This is a genomic window from Pantoea sp. Ft-CA_14 (assembly GCF_024520875.1).
Classification (GTDB): Bacteria; Pseudomonadota; Gammaproteobacteria; order Enterobacterales; family Enterobacteriaceae; genus Pantoea; species Pantoea agglomerans.
Genome location: NZ_JALNPM010000005.1, coordinates 84,420 through 101,498, shown reverse-complemented (window position 1 = coordinate 101,498; position 17,079 = coordinate 84,420). Strand labels below are relative to the sequence as shown.

The 17,079-nt window shown below is 55.0% G+C and carries 9 protein-coding genes; 4 read left to right on the top strand and 5 right to left on the bottom strand.

Annotated elements, in window-relative coordinates; all coding sequences use genetic code 11:
• Positions 1-288 precede the first annotated feature (288 nt).
• Positions 289-561, top strand: coding sequence for a hypothetical protein (locus NR195_RS09890; protein WP_256844469.1), 273 nt, complete (start codon positions 289-291; stop codon positions 559-561).
• A gap of 118 nt (positions 562-679) precedes the next feature.
• Here NR195_RS09890 and NR195_RS09885 read toward each other — a convergent pair whose 3' ends face one another.
• Positions 680-835, bottom strand: coding sequence for a YnfU family zinc-binding protein (locus NR195_RS09885; protein WP_216844881.1), 156 nt, complete (start codon positions 833-835; stop codon positions 680-682).
• A gap of 307 nt (positions 836-1,142) precedes the next feature.
• Here NR195_RS09885 and NR195_RS09880 point away from each other — a divergent pair, with 307 nt between their 5' ends.
• Both NR195_RS09880 and ddlA read left to right on the top strand, forming a co-directional pair.
• Positions 1,143-9,728 (top strand): GH36-type glycosyl hydrolase domain-containing protein, encoded by an 8,586-nt coding sequence (locus NR195_RS09880; protein WP_256844468.1) that lies wholly within the window; start codon positions 1,143-1,145, stop codon positions 9,726-9,728.
• A gap of 225 nt (positions 9,729-9,953) precedes the next feature.
• Entirely contained in the window at positions 9,954-11,051 is a 1,098-nt protein-coding gene (gene ddlA / locus NR195_RS09875) for a D-alanine--D-alanine ligase (protein WP_033785579.1), read from the top strand.
• 20 nt (positions 11,052-11,071) lie between these two features.
• Here the strand turns inward: ddlA and NR195_RS09870 are convergent, their stop codons facing one another.
• The 4 genes from NR195_RS09870 to NR195_RS09855 all read right to left on the bottom strand — a co-directional run bounded on the left by NR195_RS09870 (position 11,072) and on the right by NR195_RS09855 (position 16,260).
• A complete protein-coding gene (locus tag NR195_RS09870; RefSeq protein ID WP_022623912.1) occupies positions 11,072-12,493 on the bottom strand; it encodes a GGDEF domain-containing protein in 1,422 nt (473 codons plus the stop codon).
• A gap of 269 nt (positions 12,494-12,762) precedes the next feature.
• Positions 12,763-14,238: a SulP family inorganic anion transporter gene (locus NR195_RS09865; protein WP_115387158.1), complete on the bottom strand. Its 1,476-nt coding sequence runs from the start codon at positions 14,236-14,238 to the stop codon at positions 12,763-12,765.
• A complete protein-coding gene (locus NR195_RS09860; protein WP_029519418.1) occupies positions 14,235-14,870 on the bottom strand; it encodes a carbonic anhydrase in 636 nt (211 codons plus the stop codon). The genes NR195_RS09865 and NR195_RS09860 overlap by 4 nt, the downstream gene beginning before the upstream one ends.
• A 580-nt stretch (positions 14,871-15,450) precedes the next feature.
• Positions 15,451-16,260 (bottom strand): 5'-nucleotidase, lipoprotein e(P4) family, encoded by an 810-nt coding sequence (locus tag NR195_RS09855; RefSeq protein ID WP_010699771.1) that lies wholly within the window; start codon positions 16,258-16,260, stop codon positions 15,451-15,453.
• Between the two features lie 106 nt (positions 16,261-16,366).
• On the opposite strand from NR195_RS09855, the gene NR195_RS09850 reads away from it, so the two are divergent.
• A complete protein-coding gene (locus NR195_RS09850) occupies positions 16,367-17,074 on the top strand; it encodes a polyphenol oxidase family protein (RefSeq protein ID WP_124890346.1) in 708 nt (235 codons plus the stop codon).
• The last annotated feature ends 5 nt before the right edge of the window (positions 17,075-17,079 follow it).

The window sequence follows — 17,079 nt, the reverse complement described above, 5'->3', positions numbered from 1 at the left end:
ACCACTCCCTTTCCCTGATTAACCTGACACTCTCTTACCCACTATTTTCCCTGTAAAAGACACCACTCATGCTCACTCTGATAACCCGACTAATACTCCAGACTCAGTTTTTAACCCTGCAGAGGGTGTATCAGATTATTTTCATAAACCCGCTATATTTACGGATATGAACAAATGCAGTCCAGACGGGCCAATTGAAATCTGCACAACGTGTGCGCTGAGGTCAGATTCACAATTATGCAGATTAATTTATTGAACAGAAGAGTATGAATAGATTAGAGGTTTATCATGAAAAGTTCATCGAGTGCTGAACTCTGCTGCCGGGTAATTCATGGAAGAACCATCATGCCGCTGAAGAACGTTGCGTTGTATCAGGTCGAATTTGAAAATGGCAGATTTGCTGTGTTACGCATTAATAACCTTCTGACGCTTCAGGAAGGCGATATTATCTCAAGAGTTAATGAAGTGTGGTCTGCAGGACCAGATATTATTCAACTTTCACCATTCGAATTTCTCGACCAGAGTGAATCAAAGCGTTATTTCACCGAGTACGAAAGATAATGCAGAGTTATCAGCACATTGAAATTAATGTTACGAAGATATTGCCTCAATGAGGGATAAGGTTAAACAGTATGACTTGCTGCTGCCTGGTGATCGCAACATAAAAAGACGACGGACTTCATATAACATACAATGACTTACAGTGAGGGCATAAGACTGCCTGTCCTTTATTCTTTTTAGCTACAGACTGTCTGGAAAACTTTTTACACACCGGACACTGTGTATTGGTTTCGCTGCTGTGTAGCGCGTCGAAGAGAAAGCTCAACCAGGTCATGTCGTTATCCTCTGAAATGTTGCCATCAGCGTAACACAGTGCAGGTAAATTAATTTTTTTATCTGTCGGCTCTGATGTTAAAAAGGGCTAAGGTGAGGAGAAGGCAGCTGTTTATTTTTTTAACTTTATTTTATCGCCATAAGAGAACGCCAGCCGGTTAATCAGGATAGCTACGAATAACGGAAACAGGACTATAATCAATATCATCTACACCTGTTTATCACCTCCAGCCCTTCTTTTGGCTCCTTTTTTGTCATCCTTTCTTTTTTTCCGGATCCAGCTGCTGCGCAAGCGCAAGGAAATGAGTGTGAAAATAAAACTGACGACGTGGTTCAGCCGGGAAAGTGAATTACCCGATGAGCATTTTCCTTTGTTCCCGACTGAAGGTATTTATCAGGCCCACCGGCCAGATATTTTTTCGGCTGAACAAATGGATAACTACGGCGAAAAATTAGCGAAAACGCATAATCTGTCGGGTGGAAAATGGTCCTACCGACTGTTGCAGCAGCTGGCAGATAATGAACTGTCATTGACGCGCAGCGCAGAAATCCTGAGTGAAGGCGATAAGCGCAGCCAGACACCAGCGGCCGTCTGGATACTGGATAATTTTTACATCATTGAAGAGCAGATCCGCCTGGTCCGGCACCTGTTACCGGCAAAATTTGGTAAAGGACTGCCCATGCTGGAGGAGTCGGCTCATTACCTGCGCATCCAGGCTATCGCCGAGGAGATGATTAAGCACAGTGATGGCCGACTGGAAACCAGCGTCCTGCATCCTTTTATCGCTGCCTACCAGCGCGTTACGCCCCTGCTGCTCGGCGAACTGTGGGCCATGCCTGCCATGTTACGGTTTGCGCTTATCAACAATCTGGCCCGGATTGCGGCTGACGTCGCCAGGGTACATCAGGAACGTAATAAAGCGGAGCAGTGGATCAGCGATATCCTCTCCACTGCCGCCGAAGATGCGTCAAAAGTTATTCTGGTCATCGCTGATATGGCCCGCCAGAACCCGCAGGTTTCCGGCGCTTTCGTTGCTGAACTTGAACGGCGATTAAGTGGCCAGAACAATACCCTGGCGTTAACCTGGGTCGAACAACAGCTGGAAAATACCGGCCGGAAAACCTCGGAAGTCATTGAGCAGTTCAACCGGCAGCTGGCCCTGAGTCAGCTCTCTGTCAGCAACAGTATTACCGGCCTGCGGCAACTCGGCGAAATTGACTGGCAGGCCTTTGTCGAATCCGTCAGCCTGGTTGAGAAAGTCCTGCAGCAGGATCCCACCGGGACATACCCGCTGATGCATTTTGACAGTCGCGATGACTACCGCCACGTGATTGAACGTCTGGCACGGAACAGTCGCTTTGATGAACGTGAAGTCGCCCAGGCTGTGCTGACGCTGGCCAGCCAGCCTGATCTTCCCCTGCGTCAGCAGCATGTCGGCTATTACCTGCTGGATAAAGGATTTCTGCAACTGGAACAGCAGCTTGACGTTAAGGTGACGTGGCTGAACAGGAGCCGGCAGCATCTGAGCCAGACTCCTTTACTCTCCTGGTTAGGCAGCCTTTTACTGCTGACAACCGCGTTTACCGCCGAGATGCTCTACAGCACCCATCAGGCGGGCATGGCGTCATTACTGTGGTTGCTGGTGCTGCCCGCCATCATTGTCAGCAGCCAGCTAGCCTTGCAGTTGCTGAGCGAGTTAACCACCCGCAGCCGCCATCCCCTTCCCCTGCCCCGACTCGATTATGCTCAGGCGGTACCGGAGCATGACCGCACACTGGTGGTTATCCCCTGTTTACTCAGCAGCAATGAGGGAACAGACGCCCTGTTGCGCTCTCTGGAAATCTGCTATCTCGGTAACGCCTTAGCGAATATCAGTTTTGCGTTACTGACCGACTTTACCGATAGCGCCGAACAGGACCATCATCATGACGCCGCGCTTATCCGTTACGCCGTGCTGAAAACGGAAGCGCTGAATCGGCGCTACAGCGGGGGTAAATCGGACATTGCGCTCTTCTCCCTGTTACACCGTGACCGCACCCATAATATTTCTCAGGGCGTCTGGATGGGGTATGAACGCAAGCGCGGTAAGATCCATGCCCTGAATCGCTGGCTTCAGGGTGAAGAAAACGCCTTTAGCGTCACGGTAGGTGCCACGCAGGCGCAGCTGCACAGCGTTAAATATGTGATTACTCTCGACAGCGACACAATACTGCCGCGTGAGACTGCGCATAAGCTGATTGGCGTCATGGCCCACCCGCTCAATGCGCCGGTATTCGACGATGTCATAAATCGGGTAGTTGAAGGCTATGCCATCCTGCAGCCTCGTCTGGCTGAAGAGATACCGGTTAACGGTCAGAGCCGCTATGCCCGGCTGTGCAGCAGCATTCCGGGGAATGATGCTTACTCCTCACTCTCATCCGATATTTATCAGGATCTGTTTGGTGAAGGCTCATTTGTCGGCAAGGGTATTTACGATGTCGCTGCCTTTAGCCGGGCGATACGCAATACCTGTCCGGAAAATCTGGTGCTGAGCCATGACCTGCTTGAGGGGTGCTATGCCCGCTCCGGTGTGGTCAGTAACGTCGTCCTGTATGAACAATATCCGGATAGTTACCTGAGCGATGTTGCCCGACGATTTCGCTGGGTGCGGGGCGACTGGCAGCTCCTTAACTGGCTACGGCTGCAGGTGCGGCAGGAAGATTGCAGTCGTCAAAAAAACCCGCTCAGTGCGCTTTCCCGCTGGAAATTAACAGACAATCTGCGCCGCAGCCTGGTGGCACCAGCCCTGCTGATGCTGGTATTTATGCTGTGTACGATAGTACCGAACCCGGTATTCTGGGTCGGGTGCATCATGCTCTTTCTGCTGCTTCCGGGACTGCCAGCGTTGGTGATCGATGGGGTGACGAAAAGTAAAACGCGTGCCTGGCGGCATCATCTATCCATGCTGGTCACCGATGCCTTTAACCGCCTCTCCCGCGCTGGCCTGGCGCTGGCCATTCTGCCTCACGAGAGTTACTGGTCGCTGAAGGCGATTATCGTGACCTTATGGCGCCTGACTATCAGCCATCGCTATCTGAACGAGTGGAAAAGCGCTTCATCACAGAAACCTGTCGAGCCTGATGTGCGCCATTTCTACCGCCGCATGTGGATTAATCCGGTAGCAGGCGCGGTTCTGGTATTCCTGACCAGCCTGAGCATGCCGTCGATGACGCATGTCGCACTGGCGCTCGCTTTATTGTGGGCGGTCGCCCCCGCGTTACTGAGCCGCATGAGCCAGCCTAAACGCGCTCAGCCGGGCAGCCTTTCAGCGGAACAGCGCCTCTTTTTGCGTCGCACCGCGCGTAAAACCTGGGCCTGGTTTAACGAATTTGCCAGCAGTGACAACAACCATTTGCCGCCTGACAATCTGCAGGAGATTCCGGAGTCGAGGGTGGCCCACCGGACCTCACCGACCAACATTGGCCTGTCGCTGCTGGCAAACCTGACGGCATGGGATTTTGGTTATATCAGCCAGAATCGGGTCATCAGCCGGACTCTCGACACCCTCGATACCCTTGATCGAATGGAGCATTTCAGAGGACATCTTTACAACTGGTATGACACCCAGACGTTAAAACCGCTGAACCCACGCTACGTCTCAACCGTAGACAGCGGTAATATGGCGGCTCACCTTGTGACCCTTCAGGCTGGCCTGGCGCAGTGGAAATACCAGCCGGTGATGTCTCTTCCCTGTATCCTGGAAGGTCTCTCCGATACCTTCTCACTGCTTAAAGACCAGCTGAGCGACACCCGCAGCGACATTGTGGAACAAATCGCAGCTAAGCTAAGCCTGATGCAGCGCGCTTCACCCGCCGATTTTCACGCCGGGATGCAGGCTCTGCTGGCATTAAGCGTATTGGCAGAACAGGCTTATCTTCCGACAACGCAGGTGAACTGGCCGGCGCTTTTCCACCAGCAGCTGGTCGATTTTACTCAGGAGTGGTCCCTCCTTTTCAGCTGGGTTAGCCCGGATGCGCCACTGCCTGCCGACATTCCGTCATTGCTGTGGCTCGCTGAGTTGAACCTGAACCGCCCCGGACTCCCGGAAAAACAGGCAGAGACGGTGATATGGGCCGCCCGCGAACGAATGGCTGCCCTGCTGGAGCTGGACAGCCGCCTTAGCGATCACGCCAGTATGGACTTCCGCTTTCTCTATTATCCGGCCACGTCTTTACTCAGCGTGGGCTATAACATGGACAGCGGTCTGCTGGACGCCAGCAAATATGACCTTTTCCCTTCAGAAGTCCGCCTGACGCACTACTTTGCTATCTCCACCAGCCAGCTTCCGGCCAAGAGCTGGTTTGTGCTGGGTCGCTTATTTACTCAGCTGAATAACCAGCCCGCCGTGATGTCATGGAGCGGCTCAATGTTTGAATACCTGATGCCGCACCTGGTCATGCCGGTTTACCCCGACACGCTACTGGAAAAGATGGCGTTATCGGCGGTCAGGCAACAAATTGTCTCGGGTAACAGCACCGATACGCCCTGGGGCGTTTCGGAATCGGGTTACGCTGCGTTTGACGTCAATCATAACTACCAGTATCGGGCATTTGGTACGCCAGAACTGGGTCTGAAACGCGGCCTGAATGACAATCATGTTGTTGCGCCCTATGCGACGCTGCTGGCGCTGATGGTGCTGCCGCAGGAGGCGACGGCTAATCTGATAAGACTTAAAAAAATGGGTGCCAGCGGTGACTACGGTTATTACGAAGCGCTGGATTTCACTGCGGACCGACTGGCTCCCGGTCAGCCATTTGCGATCGTCAAATCGTATATGGCCCATCACCAGGCGATGGGATTGCTAGCACTCTCTCACCAGCTGCTGGATGCGCCCATGGTCGCGCGGTTTATGTCCAGCGCACTGTTTCAGTCGTCGCGTTTGCTGCTGCAGGAAAAAGTGCCTGATGATATTGAGCTCTATACCCCACGCCGCAGTTTTGTCGAAAACAGTGACCCTAAACAGCAGCGCAGCATTCCCGACCAGCGTGAATTCAGTGGTTCAGATCCGCGCCAGCCACAACTTCAGCTGCTTTCCAATGCAGATTATCATCTGATGGTGACGCACGCGGGGACAGGCTACAGCCAGTGGAAGGGGCTGGCACTCACCCGCTGGCGTGCGGATAGCACCAGCAACAACTACGGAACGTTCTGCTACGTTACCGATCAGCAATCCGCCGAAGTGATTGCTCATAGCTATCAGCCGACCTGCTGCGAGCGTCCGCATTATAAAACCCGTTTCAATGATGCCGGGATTGAGTTTGACGCTTCAGGCACTACCTTCAGCATTCACACGCATATCGTGGTCTCCCCGGAAGATGATGTGGAGATCAGACGCATCACGGTCACTAACCGTTCCCGTCAGACCCGCCCGTTTGATATCACCAGCTACACCGAAGTGGTGCTGGCACCAGCAGCCAGCGACATGGCCCACCCTGCGTTCAGTAATCTGTTCGTCCAGACTGAAATCGTTGACAGGCTGGAAGCAATTCTGGCTCACCGTCGGCCACGTGAAGAGAATGAAGTGACGGCATGGATGTTTCACGCGATGGCGATACATGGCAATACCGGCCGCCAGACCTCTTTTGAAACCGACCGGGCTCGTTTTCTCGGGCGCGGCAGGACACCAGCCGATGCTCAGGCGCTGATGCCGGGCAGTGAATTAACGGGTCAGCAGGGGGCAGTGTTAGATCCCGTGTTATCAATTCGCCAGTCAGTGACGTTAAAAGCGGGAGAGGCCGTCACCATCGATATGCTTTACGGTGTGACACTTCAGCGTGACACCACTATTGCGCTGATTGAGAAGTACCGTAACCACATCAGCGCCGATCGGGTGTTTGAACTGGCATGGTCCCACAGTCAGGTCGCTTTGCGTCAGTTGAACATCCGCACCGAAGATACCAGCCTGTTTAATCAGCTGGCCAGTGCCGTACTGTTTTCCAGTGCCGAAATGCGTGGCGAATCAGACGCGCTGATGCAGAACCGGCTGGGCCAGGAGTCATTGTGGCGTCATGCGATTTCGGGTGATCTGCCGATTCTTTTGGTTCGGATAGAAAACATTAATCAGCTCGACCTGGTCACCACCCTCATTCAGGCGCATCAGTACTGGCGACAAAAAGGACTGACGGTCGATCTGCTTATCCTGAACAGCGACCAGGGCGGCTACCAGCAGAACCTGTTCAATCAGCTCACGACCCTGATCCCTGCCGGAGATGAACGGCAGCAGGCGGACAAACCTGGCGGCATATTTATCCGCAAAAGCGAAAGTTTTTCCGCTGACGATCTGCAACTGTTGCTGAGCGTCGCGGCGGTCGTGCTGGAAGGCCGGAACGGCAGCCTCGCCGATCAGCTCAGCACGCTGTTAAAACCGGTGCGCACCCCGCCTGCTTTTGCATTTCCATCGGTCAGTAAGACGCCGCCGCCTGCAGCCGTCACCTTTTCGCCGGAGCGGTTGCAGTTTTTTAATGGCACCGGTGGCTTCAACGAAGATGGTAGCGAATATCACATCATTCTTTCCGGCCAGCAGCAGACGCCTGCGCCGTGGTGCAATGTGCTGGCCAACAGCCAGTTGGGCACCGTCATTTCCGAGAGTGGCCAGGGCTATAGCTGGTATGAAAACGCGCATGAATATCGTCTGACGCCCTGGCACAACGATCCCGTCAGTGACAGCTCTGGCGAAGCGCTTTATCTGCGTGATGAAGAGACGGGTGATGTCTGGTCGCCCACGCCGCTTCCGGTTCGCGGCAAGGGGGATTATCTGACCCGTCATGGCTTCGGTTACAGCACGTTTGAACACACGGAGTATGGCATCAGCAGCACGTTAACGGTGTTCGTGGCAGAAGAGGCGCCGGTCAGACTTTCCCTGCTGACGCTGAGTAACCTCTCTGGCAAAACGCGTAATCTGTCCATTACCGGATACGTCGAATGGGTTCTGGGTGAGCTGGCGAGCCGATCTGCAAGGCATGTGGTGACATCCCCTGCCGTTATCGCGACAGGCAGCGCGGTTCTGGCCAGAAACTTTTATAACAGCACGGGCTCTGCACGGACCGCTTTTTTTGCCGTCACAGGTAACCGGATTGCGTACAGCGGCAACCGGCTTGAGTGTCTGGGCCGTAACGGCACCACACGGCAGCCCGCGATGATGAATGTTCGTGGTCTGTCGGGCAACACCGGGGCAGGAATGGATCCCTGCGCCGCGCTGCAGACGCTGACGACACTGATTGACGGCGACAGCCGCAGCTTTGTTTTTGCCCTTGGCGTGGGGGAAGATGAGAGTGCAGTGACAGCGCTAATGCAGCAGTTCCTCTCCACCGGGGAGGCTCAGAACGAGCTGTCCAAAGTTAAACAGCACTGGCACCAGCTACTGACTAAAGTGCAAATCCAGACACCGGCAACGGAGGTCGATTTACTGGCAAACGGCTGGCTGCTGTACCAGACGCTGGCCAGCCGTTTGCTGGCACGCAGCGGATATTACCAATCCGGTGGTGCCTTTGGTTTCCGCGATCAGTTGCAGGATACGCTGGCGCTGACCCACGCTGCCCCTCAGCGCCTGCGCGATCAGCTGTTGTTGTGTGCATCCCGCCAGTTTATCGAGGGAGATGTACAGCACTGGTGGCATCCGCCTGCTGGCCGTGGCGTCAGAACCCGCTGCTCCGACGACTACCTGTGGCTGCCCTATGCGCTGTGCCGCTATGTGCAGGCAACCGATGATATGGCGCTGCTGTCACAGCCCGTCAGCTACCTTGAAGGTCGCCTGCTGGCAGAGGACGAAGAGTCTGTCTATGAGCTTCCGGGCGTCAGTAAGATTAATGAACCGCTATGGCAGCACTGCGTTCGCGCGGTTAACCACGCCCTTAATTACGGTCAGCACGGCCTTCCGCTGATGGGCTCCGGGGACTGGAACGATGGTATGAGTACCGTCGGGATTGCCGGCAAGGGTGAAAGCGTCTGGCTCGGCTTCTTCCTCTATACGGTTCTGGACCGCTTTGCCGCGCTGGCTGTGCGGTTCGGCGATACAGATACCGCCCGCCACTGTCAGGAGCACGCGCAGACGCTCAAAACCGCGCTTAACCATGCGGCCTGGGATGGCGAATGGTATCTGCGCGGCTTTTTTGACAGTGGCCAGACGCTCGGTTCACATGCTGACAGTGAGTGCCGGATAGACGCCATTGCCCAGAGCTGGTCGGTACTCTCTGGCGCAGGCGAGGACGCCAGATGCCGGTCAGCGATGGCGGCGCTTTATCAGCATCTGGTTGATAAGGATAACCGGCTGATTAAATTACTCACTCCGCCTTTCGATGGTGCAGGGCCAAATCCGGGCTACATTCGCGGTTATTTACCGGGCGTCAGGGAAAATGGCGGTCAGTACACCCATGGGGCTCTGTGGGCGATTATGGCCTTTGCGGCGATGGGGGAGACAGAGCGCGCCTGGTCCCTGCTCTCTATGATTAATCCGGTTAATCATAGTGGCAATCAACAGGATATGGCGATCTACAAAGCGGAACCTTATGTGATGGCTGCGGATGTGTATGCGGCCGAAGGCCACAGCGGGCGCGGCGGCTGGACCTGGTATACCGGCTCATCAGGCTGGGCCTATCAGCTTATCAGTGAGAGTCTGCTTGGGATAAGCCGGCGCGGCAACGCGCTGTCTCTTCGCCCACAGCTTCCCGCTGACTGGCCAGAGATAAAAATAGTCTACCGTGAGGGAGAAGGGATCTACAACATCCGGGTTACTCGCGGTGACAGCACCTATCAGCTGTGGCTGGATGGCAAACGGTGTGACGGCGACGAAATAGCGCTGGAAAGCCATCGCCAGGAACATCAGGTTGAAGTCTGGCTGGGCTCTGCGTCAGATTAAGTTAAACCAGACACCCCGCCTGCATCAGCTTAAAGAGGAGATTCAGTGACCTTTGCGAGCGGGCCGTTGAGCTGCCACCCGCGCCACCACGGGCAGCGCAACGGCAGCGTTCTGTTGAATGGCGAGGGTTAATCGCCTGCTCACAATTATCTGTTGCCCTGACCTGTTTTCCCTCGCGAAGCCCATGCTATCTTGTGGTTTTGATTTTTTCAGTGGGCAAAATTGATGACAAAGTTGCGGGTAGGGATCGTGTTTGGTGGGAAATCGGCTGAGCATGAGGTGTCGTTACAGTCGGCCAAAAATATCCTTGAGGCGATCGACAAAACCAGGTTTGACGTGGTGTTGCTGGGCATTGATAAGCAGGGACACTGGCGTCTTAACGATGCTTCAAACTTCTTACTTAACGCTGAAAATCCGGCGCTGATCGCGCTGAATCACGCCGCTGAAGATGTGGCGCTGGTGCCCGGCACAACTCAGCAGCAGATCATCACCCGTCATAACGCCCATCCGCTGTCGCAGATCGACGTTATCTTCCCGATCGTGCACGGTACGCTGGGTGAAGATGGCTCCCTGCAGGGCCTGCTGCGTATGGCCTCGTTACCCTTCGTCGGTTCCGACGTGCTGGGCTCTGCGGTCAGCATGGATAAAGATTTTACCAAACGCCTGCTGCGCGACGCCGGCCTCAACGTCGCGCCGTGGGTGAGCGTCACCCAGGCCCAGCGTGCACAGCTGGACGCCAGCGCAGTCATTGCCCGCTTTGGTCTGCCGCTGTTTATCAAACCCGCCAACCAGGGTTCATCCGTGGGCGTCAGCAAAGTGGACAGCATTGAAGAATTTGATGCCGCGCTGGCGCTGGCCTTCTCCTTTGACCGCAAGGTGCTGATTGAGCAGGGTATCAAAGGTCGCGAGATCGAGTGTGCGGTGCTGGGCAACGATGCCCCCGAAGCCAGCCCCTGCGGTGAAGTGGTGGTGCATGACGCCTTCTACTCGTATGACACCAAATATATCTCTGAGAGCGGTGCACAGACGGTGGTCCCGGCAGCCATTTCATCGGAAACCAGCGATGCGATACGTGAGGTTGCCATCAAAGCCTTTACCGCGCTGGAGTGCTTTGGCATGGCGCGCGTCGATGTGTTTTTAACTGCCGATGGCGAAATTATCGTCAACGAAGTGAATACCCTGCCCGGCTTCACCAATATCAGCATGTATCCGAAACTGTGGCAGGCAGCCGGACTCAGCTATCAGGATCTGATCAGTCGCCTGATTGACCTGGCGATTGAACGCCACCAGCAGGCCAGTACCCTGAAAAGCAGCGTCAGCTGACACAACCCGGCGGCGTGGCCTTATGCCACGTCGCTGGTGATGGCACGGTAGTTAACCGGCGAGGTCTGATTGCGGCCATTGCGTTTCGACAGATAGAGATTTTTATCGGCTGCGGAAATCAGCCGGTTGATCACGCGGTGCCACTCCGTCGCCTCACCGGCACTGCCATGCGCCAGCCCCAGACTGACAGTTACCGTGGCCGTACTGCCCTGCAGCCAGAACTTCTCTTTCGCCATCTTCTGCCGGATGCTCTCAGCAAGAAAGTAGAGCTTTTCCGGATTCTGGTCGAACAGCACCACCGCAAACTCTTCGCCGCCAAAACGGCAGATGCGCCCCTCTTTACCCACAACGCGCTGCATACGGCGGGCGATCTCTTCCAGCACGCTGTCACCCGCATCATGACCAAAATTGTCGTTAATCGCTTTGAAGTAGTCGACATCCAGCAGGATCACGCCCGCCCGGCGGTCCGGGAAGATCGGCTCAGCACGCAGACTTTCATAGAGGCCGGAACGCGACAGCAGCCGGGTCAGGAAGTCATAGTTGGCGCGCAGCGCCAGACGCTGGTTGAGCTGGCGAATCGCATCCATGCTCACCGCCACAATCAGCGGGCTGATCGCAATGGTCGCCACGCCCAGCCGTGCCGAGGTCAGATGGGTGATCGGCAGCATATTGTCATCGCCCTGGATATTCATCACACCGTGCGAAACCAGAATGATTTCGCTAATGCCGGTGAGCAAAATCACCAGACTGGTGAGCGGCATCGGCAGCACGATGGCGCACCAGACCAGCGCCGGAACCGGGAACGTCAGGCTGCCTGCGCCGCCCATCATCGCGCCAATCATCAGCGAAAAAATCACGGCGACAACCGGTGCCAGCTTGCGCATCTGCATAAACTGCCGGGGCGACAGCGACGCCCAGTCGCGCGTCAGCAAAAAGGGCAGCAGCATCAGCCCGGTTGAGAACTGTTCGCTGAACCATTCGCCCCAGGCCGTCACCAGCCCGCTGTTAAAATCGGCCTGCTGCGCCAGCGCCCCCCAGCTGGCGCAGGCCAGTCCGGCCAGCAGACAGGCCGGAAAAATGCGCAGCACGCTGGTTATACGCTCGCTGCCGGAGTCGTGCTGAAGATGTTTTACCAGCAGCGTCACCGCCACCAGCACAAACAGAAGATTCGCCATGTTGAGGGTAAAAGCAGAGAGCGCCCAGCCTGAAAAAACGATGTCGTTAAACACCATCGCGGCAAAGGTGGCCAGGTAATAACGGGTCTGATGCAGAAAAGGATTCCGGACGATCACGCCAGTGACGATCGCATTGACCGGCCAGAACAGCGACAGCTCCTGTGGAAAGCGCAGGTGTCCGCCGATAAAGCAAAACAGCAACGTGATTAAAAACAGTGAAAATGCGTTCTTTTTAACGTTGTGCTCTTCAAACAGCTGTATGCGCATACATCCGGACCTTGTCACAGAGAGGCTGGCTGTCCACGCCAGCCTGGACAGGCGCGTGGTGTCAGAATGATTAAATCCTGAATTTCCTCAATGTCATCCGGCGATAAAACCTCGTTTCATAGGCTAACTCAGAAAAGTTACCGTTTTGAGGCTAAACCCATCAGATGACAGCAAAAACTGGGGCTCTATTATGCATCGCAAATAAAAAAATCGGATATCCGAGATATCCGATTTTTGCTGTTCTGACGACTTTACCGTTGCGCTAAACGCTATTTTACGGCAACCGGCCATTGACTCAGGCGAATGCCGCGTTTGTCGGCGTTATCGCCAAAATCTTTCAGCACCGCTTTGACGTCGGGATCGATATATTCCGCATTGTCGTTATCGACGATGACTACGCTGTTCTCCGGGATCTCATCCAGCAATCCCTGCAGCTTTGGATTGTGCATAAAGGTCAGGTTCTGCTGAAAGCGCAGCACGTAGTGGTCGTCATAGCGGGTGAGCTGCAGCGCGTTGCGATGGCTTTTATAGATGCTATAGAGGATCTGCGTGGCGATGCCGATACCAATCCCGACCAGCATGCCCAGCGTGATAATACCGACGATGGTGGCCAGAAACGGAACGTACTGCTGGGCGCCCATCCGGAACTGCTCAACAAACAGTTTGGGTGTCGCCAGCTTGTAGCCGGTATAGAGCAGCACGGCAGCGAGGCTGGCCAGCGGAATGGCGTTCAGCATCTCACTGAACCACATACCACAAATCAGCAGCAGCACACCGTGAATGAAGATCGACAGTTTGGTCTGCGCGCCCGCACTGACGTTAACCGAACTGCGCACGATCACCGCCGTTATCGGCATCGCGCCAAGAAAACCGGCCGCCAGGTTACCGATGCCCTGCGCGAACATCTCTTTGTTAGGCGATGGCGCGGGCGTCTGAGGACGCAGTTTTTTCAGCGCCTCCTGACTCAGCAGCGTTTCCAGACTGGCGACCAGGGCTAAGGTCACCGCAACGACCCAGACCTGCGGATTCTGCCAGGCCATCCAGTCGGGCGTTTCCAGCTCTGCTACCAGCGCGGAAATGCTGTCAAAAGCGGGCAACGAAATGCGCGCCAGACCGCTGGTCATCTCCGGGAACAGCCGTCCACCCACGACGGTAGCAAGGCAGCCTATCAGCACGGCAATCAGCGGCCCAGGGATCCAGGCCAGCGCTTTGATCCGTTTCACCGGTGCGGTGGTCCAGAGACATAAAATGGCCAGGCCGACACCTGCTACTGCTACCGCGGGCAGCGAGAAGGTCATCTCACCGGTCACCAGTGAAACCAGCTCCGCATCGCCCGCGGCACCCAGCGCCACCGGGATCTGCTGCATGATCAGCAGCAAACCGATCGCCGCCAGCATCCCTTTAATGACGCTGCCCGGCACCAGCGAAATAAACCGTCCGGCACGCAGCAGACCAAACAGGCATTGCAGTGCTCCGGCAATAATCAGCGCGGTGAGAAAGGCGGAAAAACTGCCCAGAGACGCCATTGAGGCAACGACGATGGTGACCAGGCCTGCCGCCGGGCCGCTGACGGCAAACCGGGACGGACTCAGTGATGTGACCACCAGGCCGCCAATCACACCGGTCAGCAGACCGGCAAACGGCGGTAATCCGCTGGCCTGTGCGATGCCAAGACAGAGCGGTAAGGCGACCAGAAACACCACCAGACCCGCAGGAATGTCGCGACGCAGGGTATCGAGGTTCATAATGAAGGTTCCTCTGCAGATTGATGAATCAGCTCTTTAAGATGGCCGGAGCGCAGGTCATACACACAACCAAACACCTCCAGTTCCTGGCCCGATTGCCAGATTTGCCGGACCGGTTCAGATTTCACCAGTCTGGCGAATTGCGCCTTAACGTTGGCCTCAACCAGCCGATCGAGCTGTTCACCCGGCTCCGCGTCTGAAGGGGGGCTTTCCGCCAGACCATGCTGAATGTCATGACGCAACGTCTGAATGCGTCTCGCCAGCGCGCTCTCCTGCCCGTCCAGCACGCTACCCGGCAGATTCTGCGCGGCTTCCACCCCACCGCAGCCATAGTGGCCGCTTAATACAATGCGTTTTACACCGAGAAAGAAGAGCGCGTATTGCAGCACGCTCAGTAAATTGTCATCGTCCTCAATCACCATGTTGGCGATATTACGATGCACAAAGAGTTCGCCAGGATGGGAGCCAGTTAAGACTTCTGCCGGAACGCGACTATCAGAACAACCTATCCAGAGTGAGTGCGGCTTTTGCTGATGAAGGAATTTTTTAAAGTAGTCTGGATTACGCTGGCGGCGCTGTAATGCCCAACTGCGATTTTTCGCTAATAAGGGTTTAAGTGTCGTCACAATCATCTTCTCTCTACTACCGGGATGTCGCATCCTGGCTAACCACAAAGTGTATCGGCTCACAAATAAAGCGTGAGCCGCCAGGTAAATAAGAACTGAGTCACAGAAAAAGGTTATAGCCGCTAACCATTACCAATGCACGAGCAATATTTCACAGCACTTTAACATCATGCTATTTGTCAATCCGGCGTCAGTAAGAGTCAGGGGTAAGTAAATTTAATTAAGCAGCAGAGAAGTGAAATAATTAGCGGAAACCATTTTAAGATCAATAATATCAATAGATTAAAATATAAAAGATAATAAACTAAAGTTATTGCTGACAAAAAAATACAATCATTAACCAAGGGGATATTCACTGCCATACCAACCGGCCTGCTTTTTACCAGGAATACTCTTAATTAAAAAATTAACCATTAGCACGATCAACCGGCTTAATTGCTGATAGCCAGTCAGATATGCCTGATTTTAGATAAGAATGAAGCAAGAGATAATTAATTTAATTTGCAGCAAAATAGTGACGGGAGAAAGTAAATCAGGACCATGTTTTAACAGAGCCTGACCCGGTCAGGCTCTTTTTCTTGACGAATTATTTACCGTTCCAGCTTTGCAGGCGCGATTCCCGCACAGACAGCTGCTGTTCGGGCGTCAGTTTATTGTAGTTTTCCGCCATTCCGCTCTCCCAGTCGCCGTAGAGCGGATTCGGCAGCACGATGAACTGCGTTCCAAACTGCTGATGGTTAAGATTCACAAAATCACGACGCGTCTGATTACCCTGATGCCAGGTCGCGCCACCAAAATCGTTGAGGTTATCGCCAACGTAGAGCACCACGTTATAGCCGGCATTTTTAATGGCATCGAAACGCGCCTGCTTATTGGAGCTGTCAGTATTCAGACGTACCGTTTTATCGCTAACGTTGGGGAAGCCAAGCTGCTGCATGTTAGCGACCGTGGCCGCGTAATCTTTCTGATCCCGGTTCGAGACATAGAACAGCGTGCCGCCATTCTGTGTGACATGACGCGCAAACTCTATCGCGCCCGGCACCGCTTTCGCCTGCCGCGCCTGTGTCCAGGCTGACCAGGTTTTGCTGCTGAACGGCTGGCCGTTCTTCGCCTGCCACGCGCTGTAGGCACTGTTATCCAGCATCGTCTCATCCAGATCGACAATCACCGCTTTGGGTTTGCCAGTCAGCGAGGGGGCCTGATCAAACGCCATACGCGCGGTATTAAATGCCTGCCAGGTCAGCGCCTGATATTCACCAGACTGCTGGAACCAGTTTACCGCCAGCACCGATTGCTGGCCGAGTTGCTGTTGCGCGGTCTGATGTGTCGACGAGGCGCAGCCGGTAAGCAGCAGCGCGACCAGTCCGGATGCAGCCAGTTTTGCGGAGGTTTTCATCATTTCATCCTTAAGGTGAGAAAGGTCTGAGGAGAAGCTTCAAAAATGTAGCAGTTAACGTAAGCTGTGGGCAGCCCAACGCACGCTGTTATAACAGGAGATTCCTATGGCCGTGATCCCGCGCTCGCCATTGCTCGATTCGCTGGAGTGGCTCGAATATGCGTTTCAGCCAGCCGGAGAGCCACCACCCGCTGAGGCCGCCTATGGACATCAGCGCCACAGCGCGACCGTGGTCACCGATATCGAGAACATCCCACCCAAAAGCTGCGAGTCTGATGGCGTGATCGGCAGCGGGACGCGCCCGGTGGCGGTCTACACCGCCGACTGCCTGCCAGTGCTGTTCGCCGATCGCCAGCAGCGGATCGTGGCCGCGGTTCATGCCGGACTCAAAGGTACGCTGGCGGGTGTGCTGACCCGCGCGGTTGAAAAACTGTGCGAGCAGGGCTGCGAGCCGCAGAACCTGATGGTGGCGATCGGTCCGGCGATGGGCCCCTGCTGTTATGAACTGGCCGAACCGCAGCTGGCGGAGATTGCGCAGAACCCGGCATTGGCCAGCGGGCTGCGCTGGCACCAGAACCAGCCGGTTAATCCTCTGGCGCAACGTCCACAGGCCGCTGCCCGCCAGCAGGGTGTCTGGTTCGATCTGCCTGCGCTGGCAACGCATTTACTGGTGCAGGCGGGTGTGCCGGCTGCGCAGATCGATAACGTCAATGTCTGCACCTACTGCATGGCCGAAAGCGGTTCAAGCTACCGCTTCAATACCCACCACGGCAGCGGCTATCACTCCCGCTATTCGTGGATCCGTCGACGTTAATGGGT

Coding starts and splice junctions, on each gene's coding strand:
- NR195_RS09890 (WP_256844469.1), top strand. CDS start 289: ATGAAAAGTTCATCGAGTGCTGAACTCTGCTGCCGGGTAATTCATGGA.
- NR195_RS09885 (WP_216844881.1), bottom strand. CDS start 835: ATGACCTGGTTGAGCTTTCTCTTCGACGCGCTACACAGCAGCGAAACC.
- ddlA (WP_033785579.1), top strand. CDS start 9,954: ATGACAAAGTTGCGGGTAGGGATCGTGTTTGGTGGGAAATCGGCTGAG.
- NR195_RS09870 (WP_022623912.1), bottom strand. CDS start 12,493: ATGCGCATACAGCTGTTTGAAGAGCACAACGTTAAAAAGAACGCATTT.
- NR195_RS09865 (WP_115387158.1), bottom strand. CDS start 14,238: ATGAACCTCGATACCCTGCGTCGCGACATTCCTGCGGGTCTGGTGGTG.
- NR195_RS09860 (WP_029519418.1), bottom strand. CDS start 14,870: ATGATTGTGACGACACTTAAACCCTTATTAGCGAAAAATCGCAGTTGG.
- NR195_RS09855 (WP_010699771.1), bottom strand. CDS start 16,260: ATGAAAACCTCCGCAAAACTGGCTGCATCCGGACTGGTCGCGCTGCTG.
- NR195_RS09850 (WP_124890346.1), top strand. CDS start 16,367: ATGGCCGTGATCCCGCGCTCGCCATTGCTCGATTCGCTGGAGTGGCTC.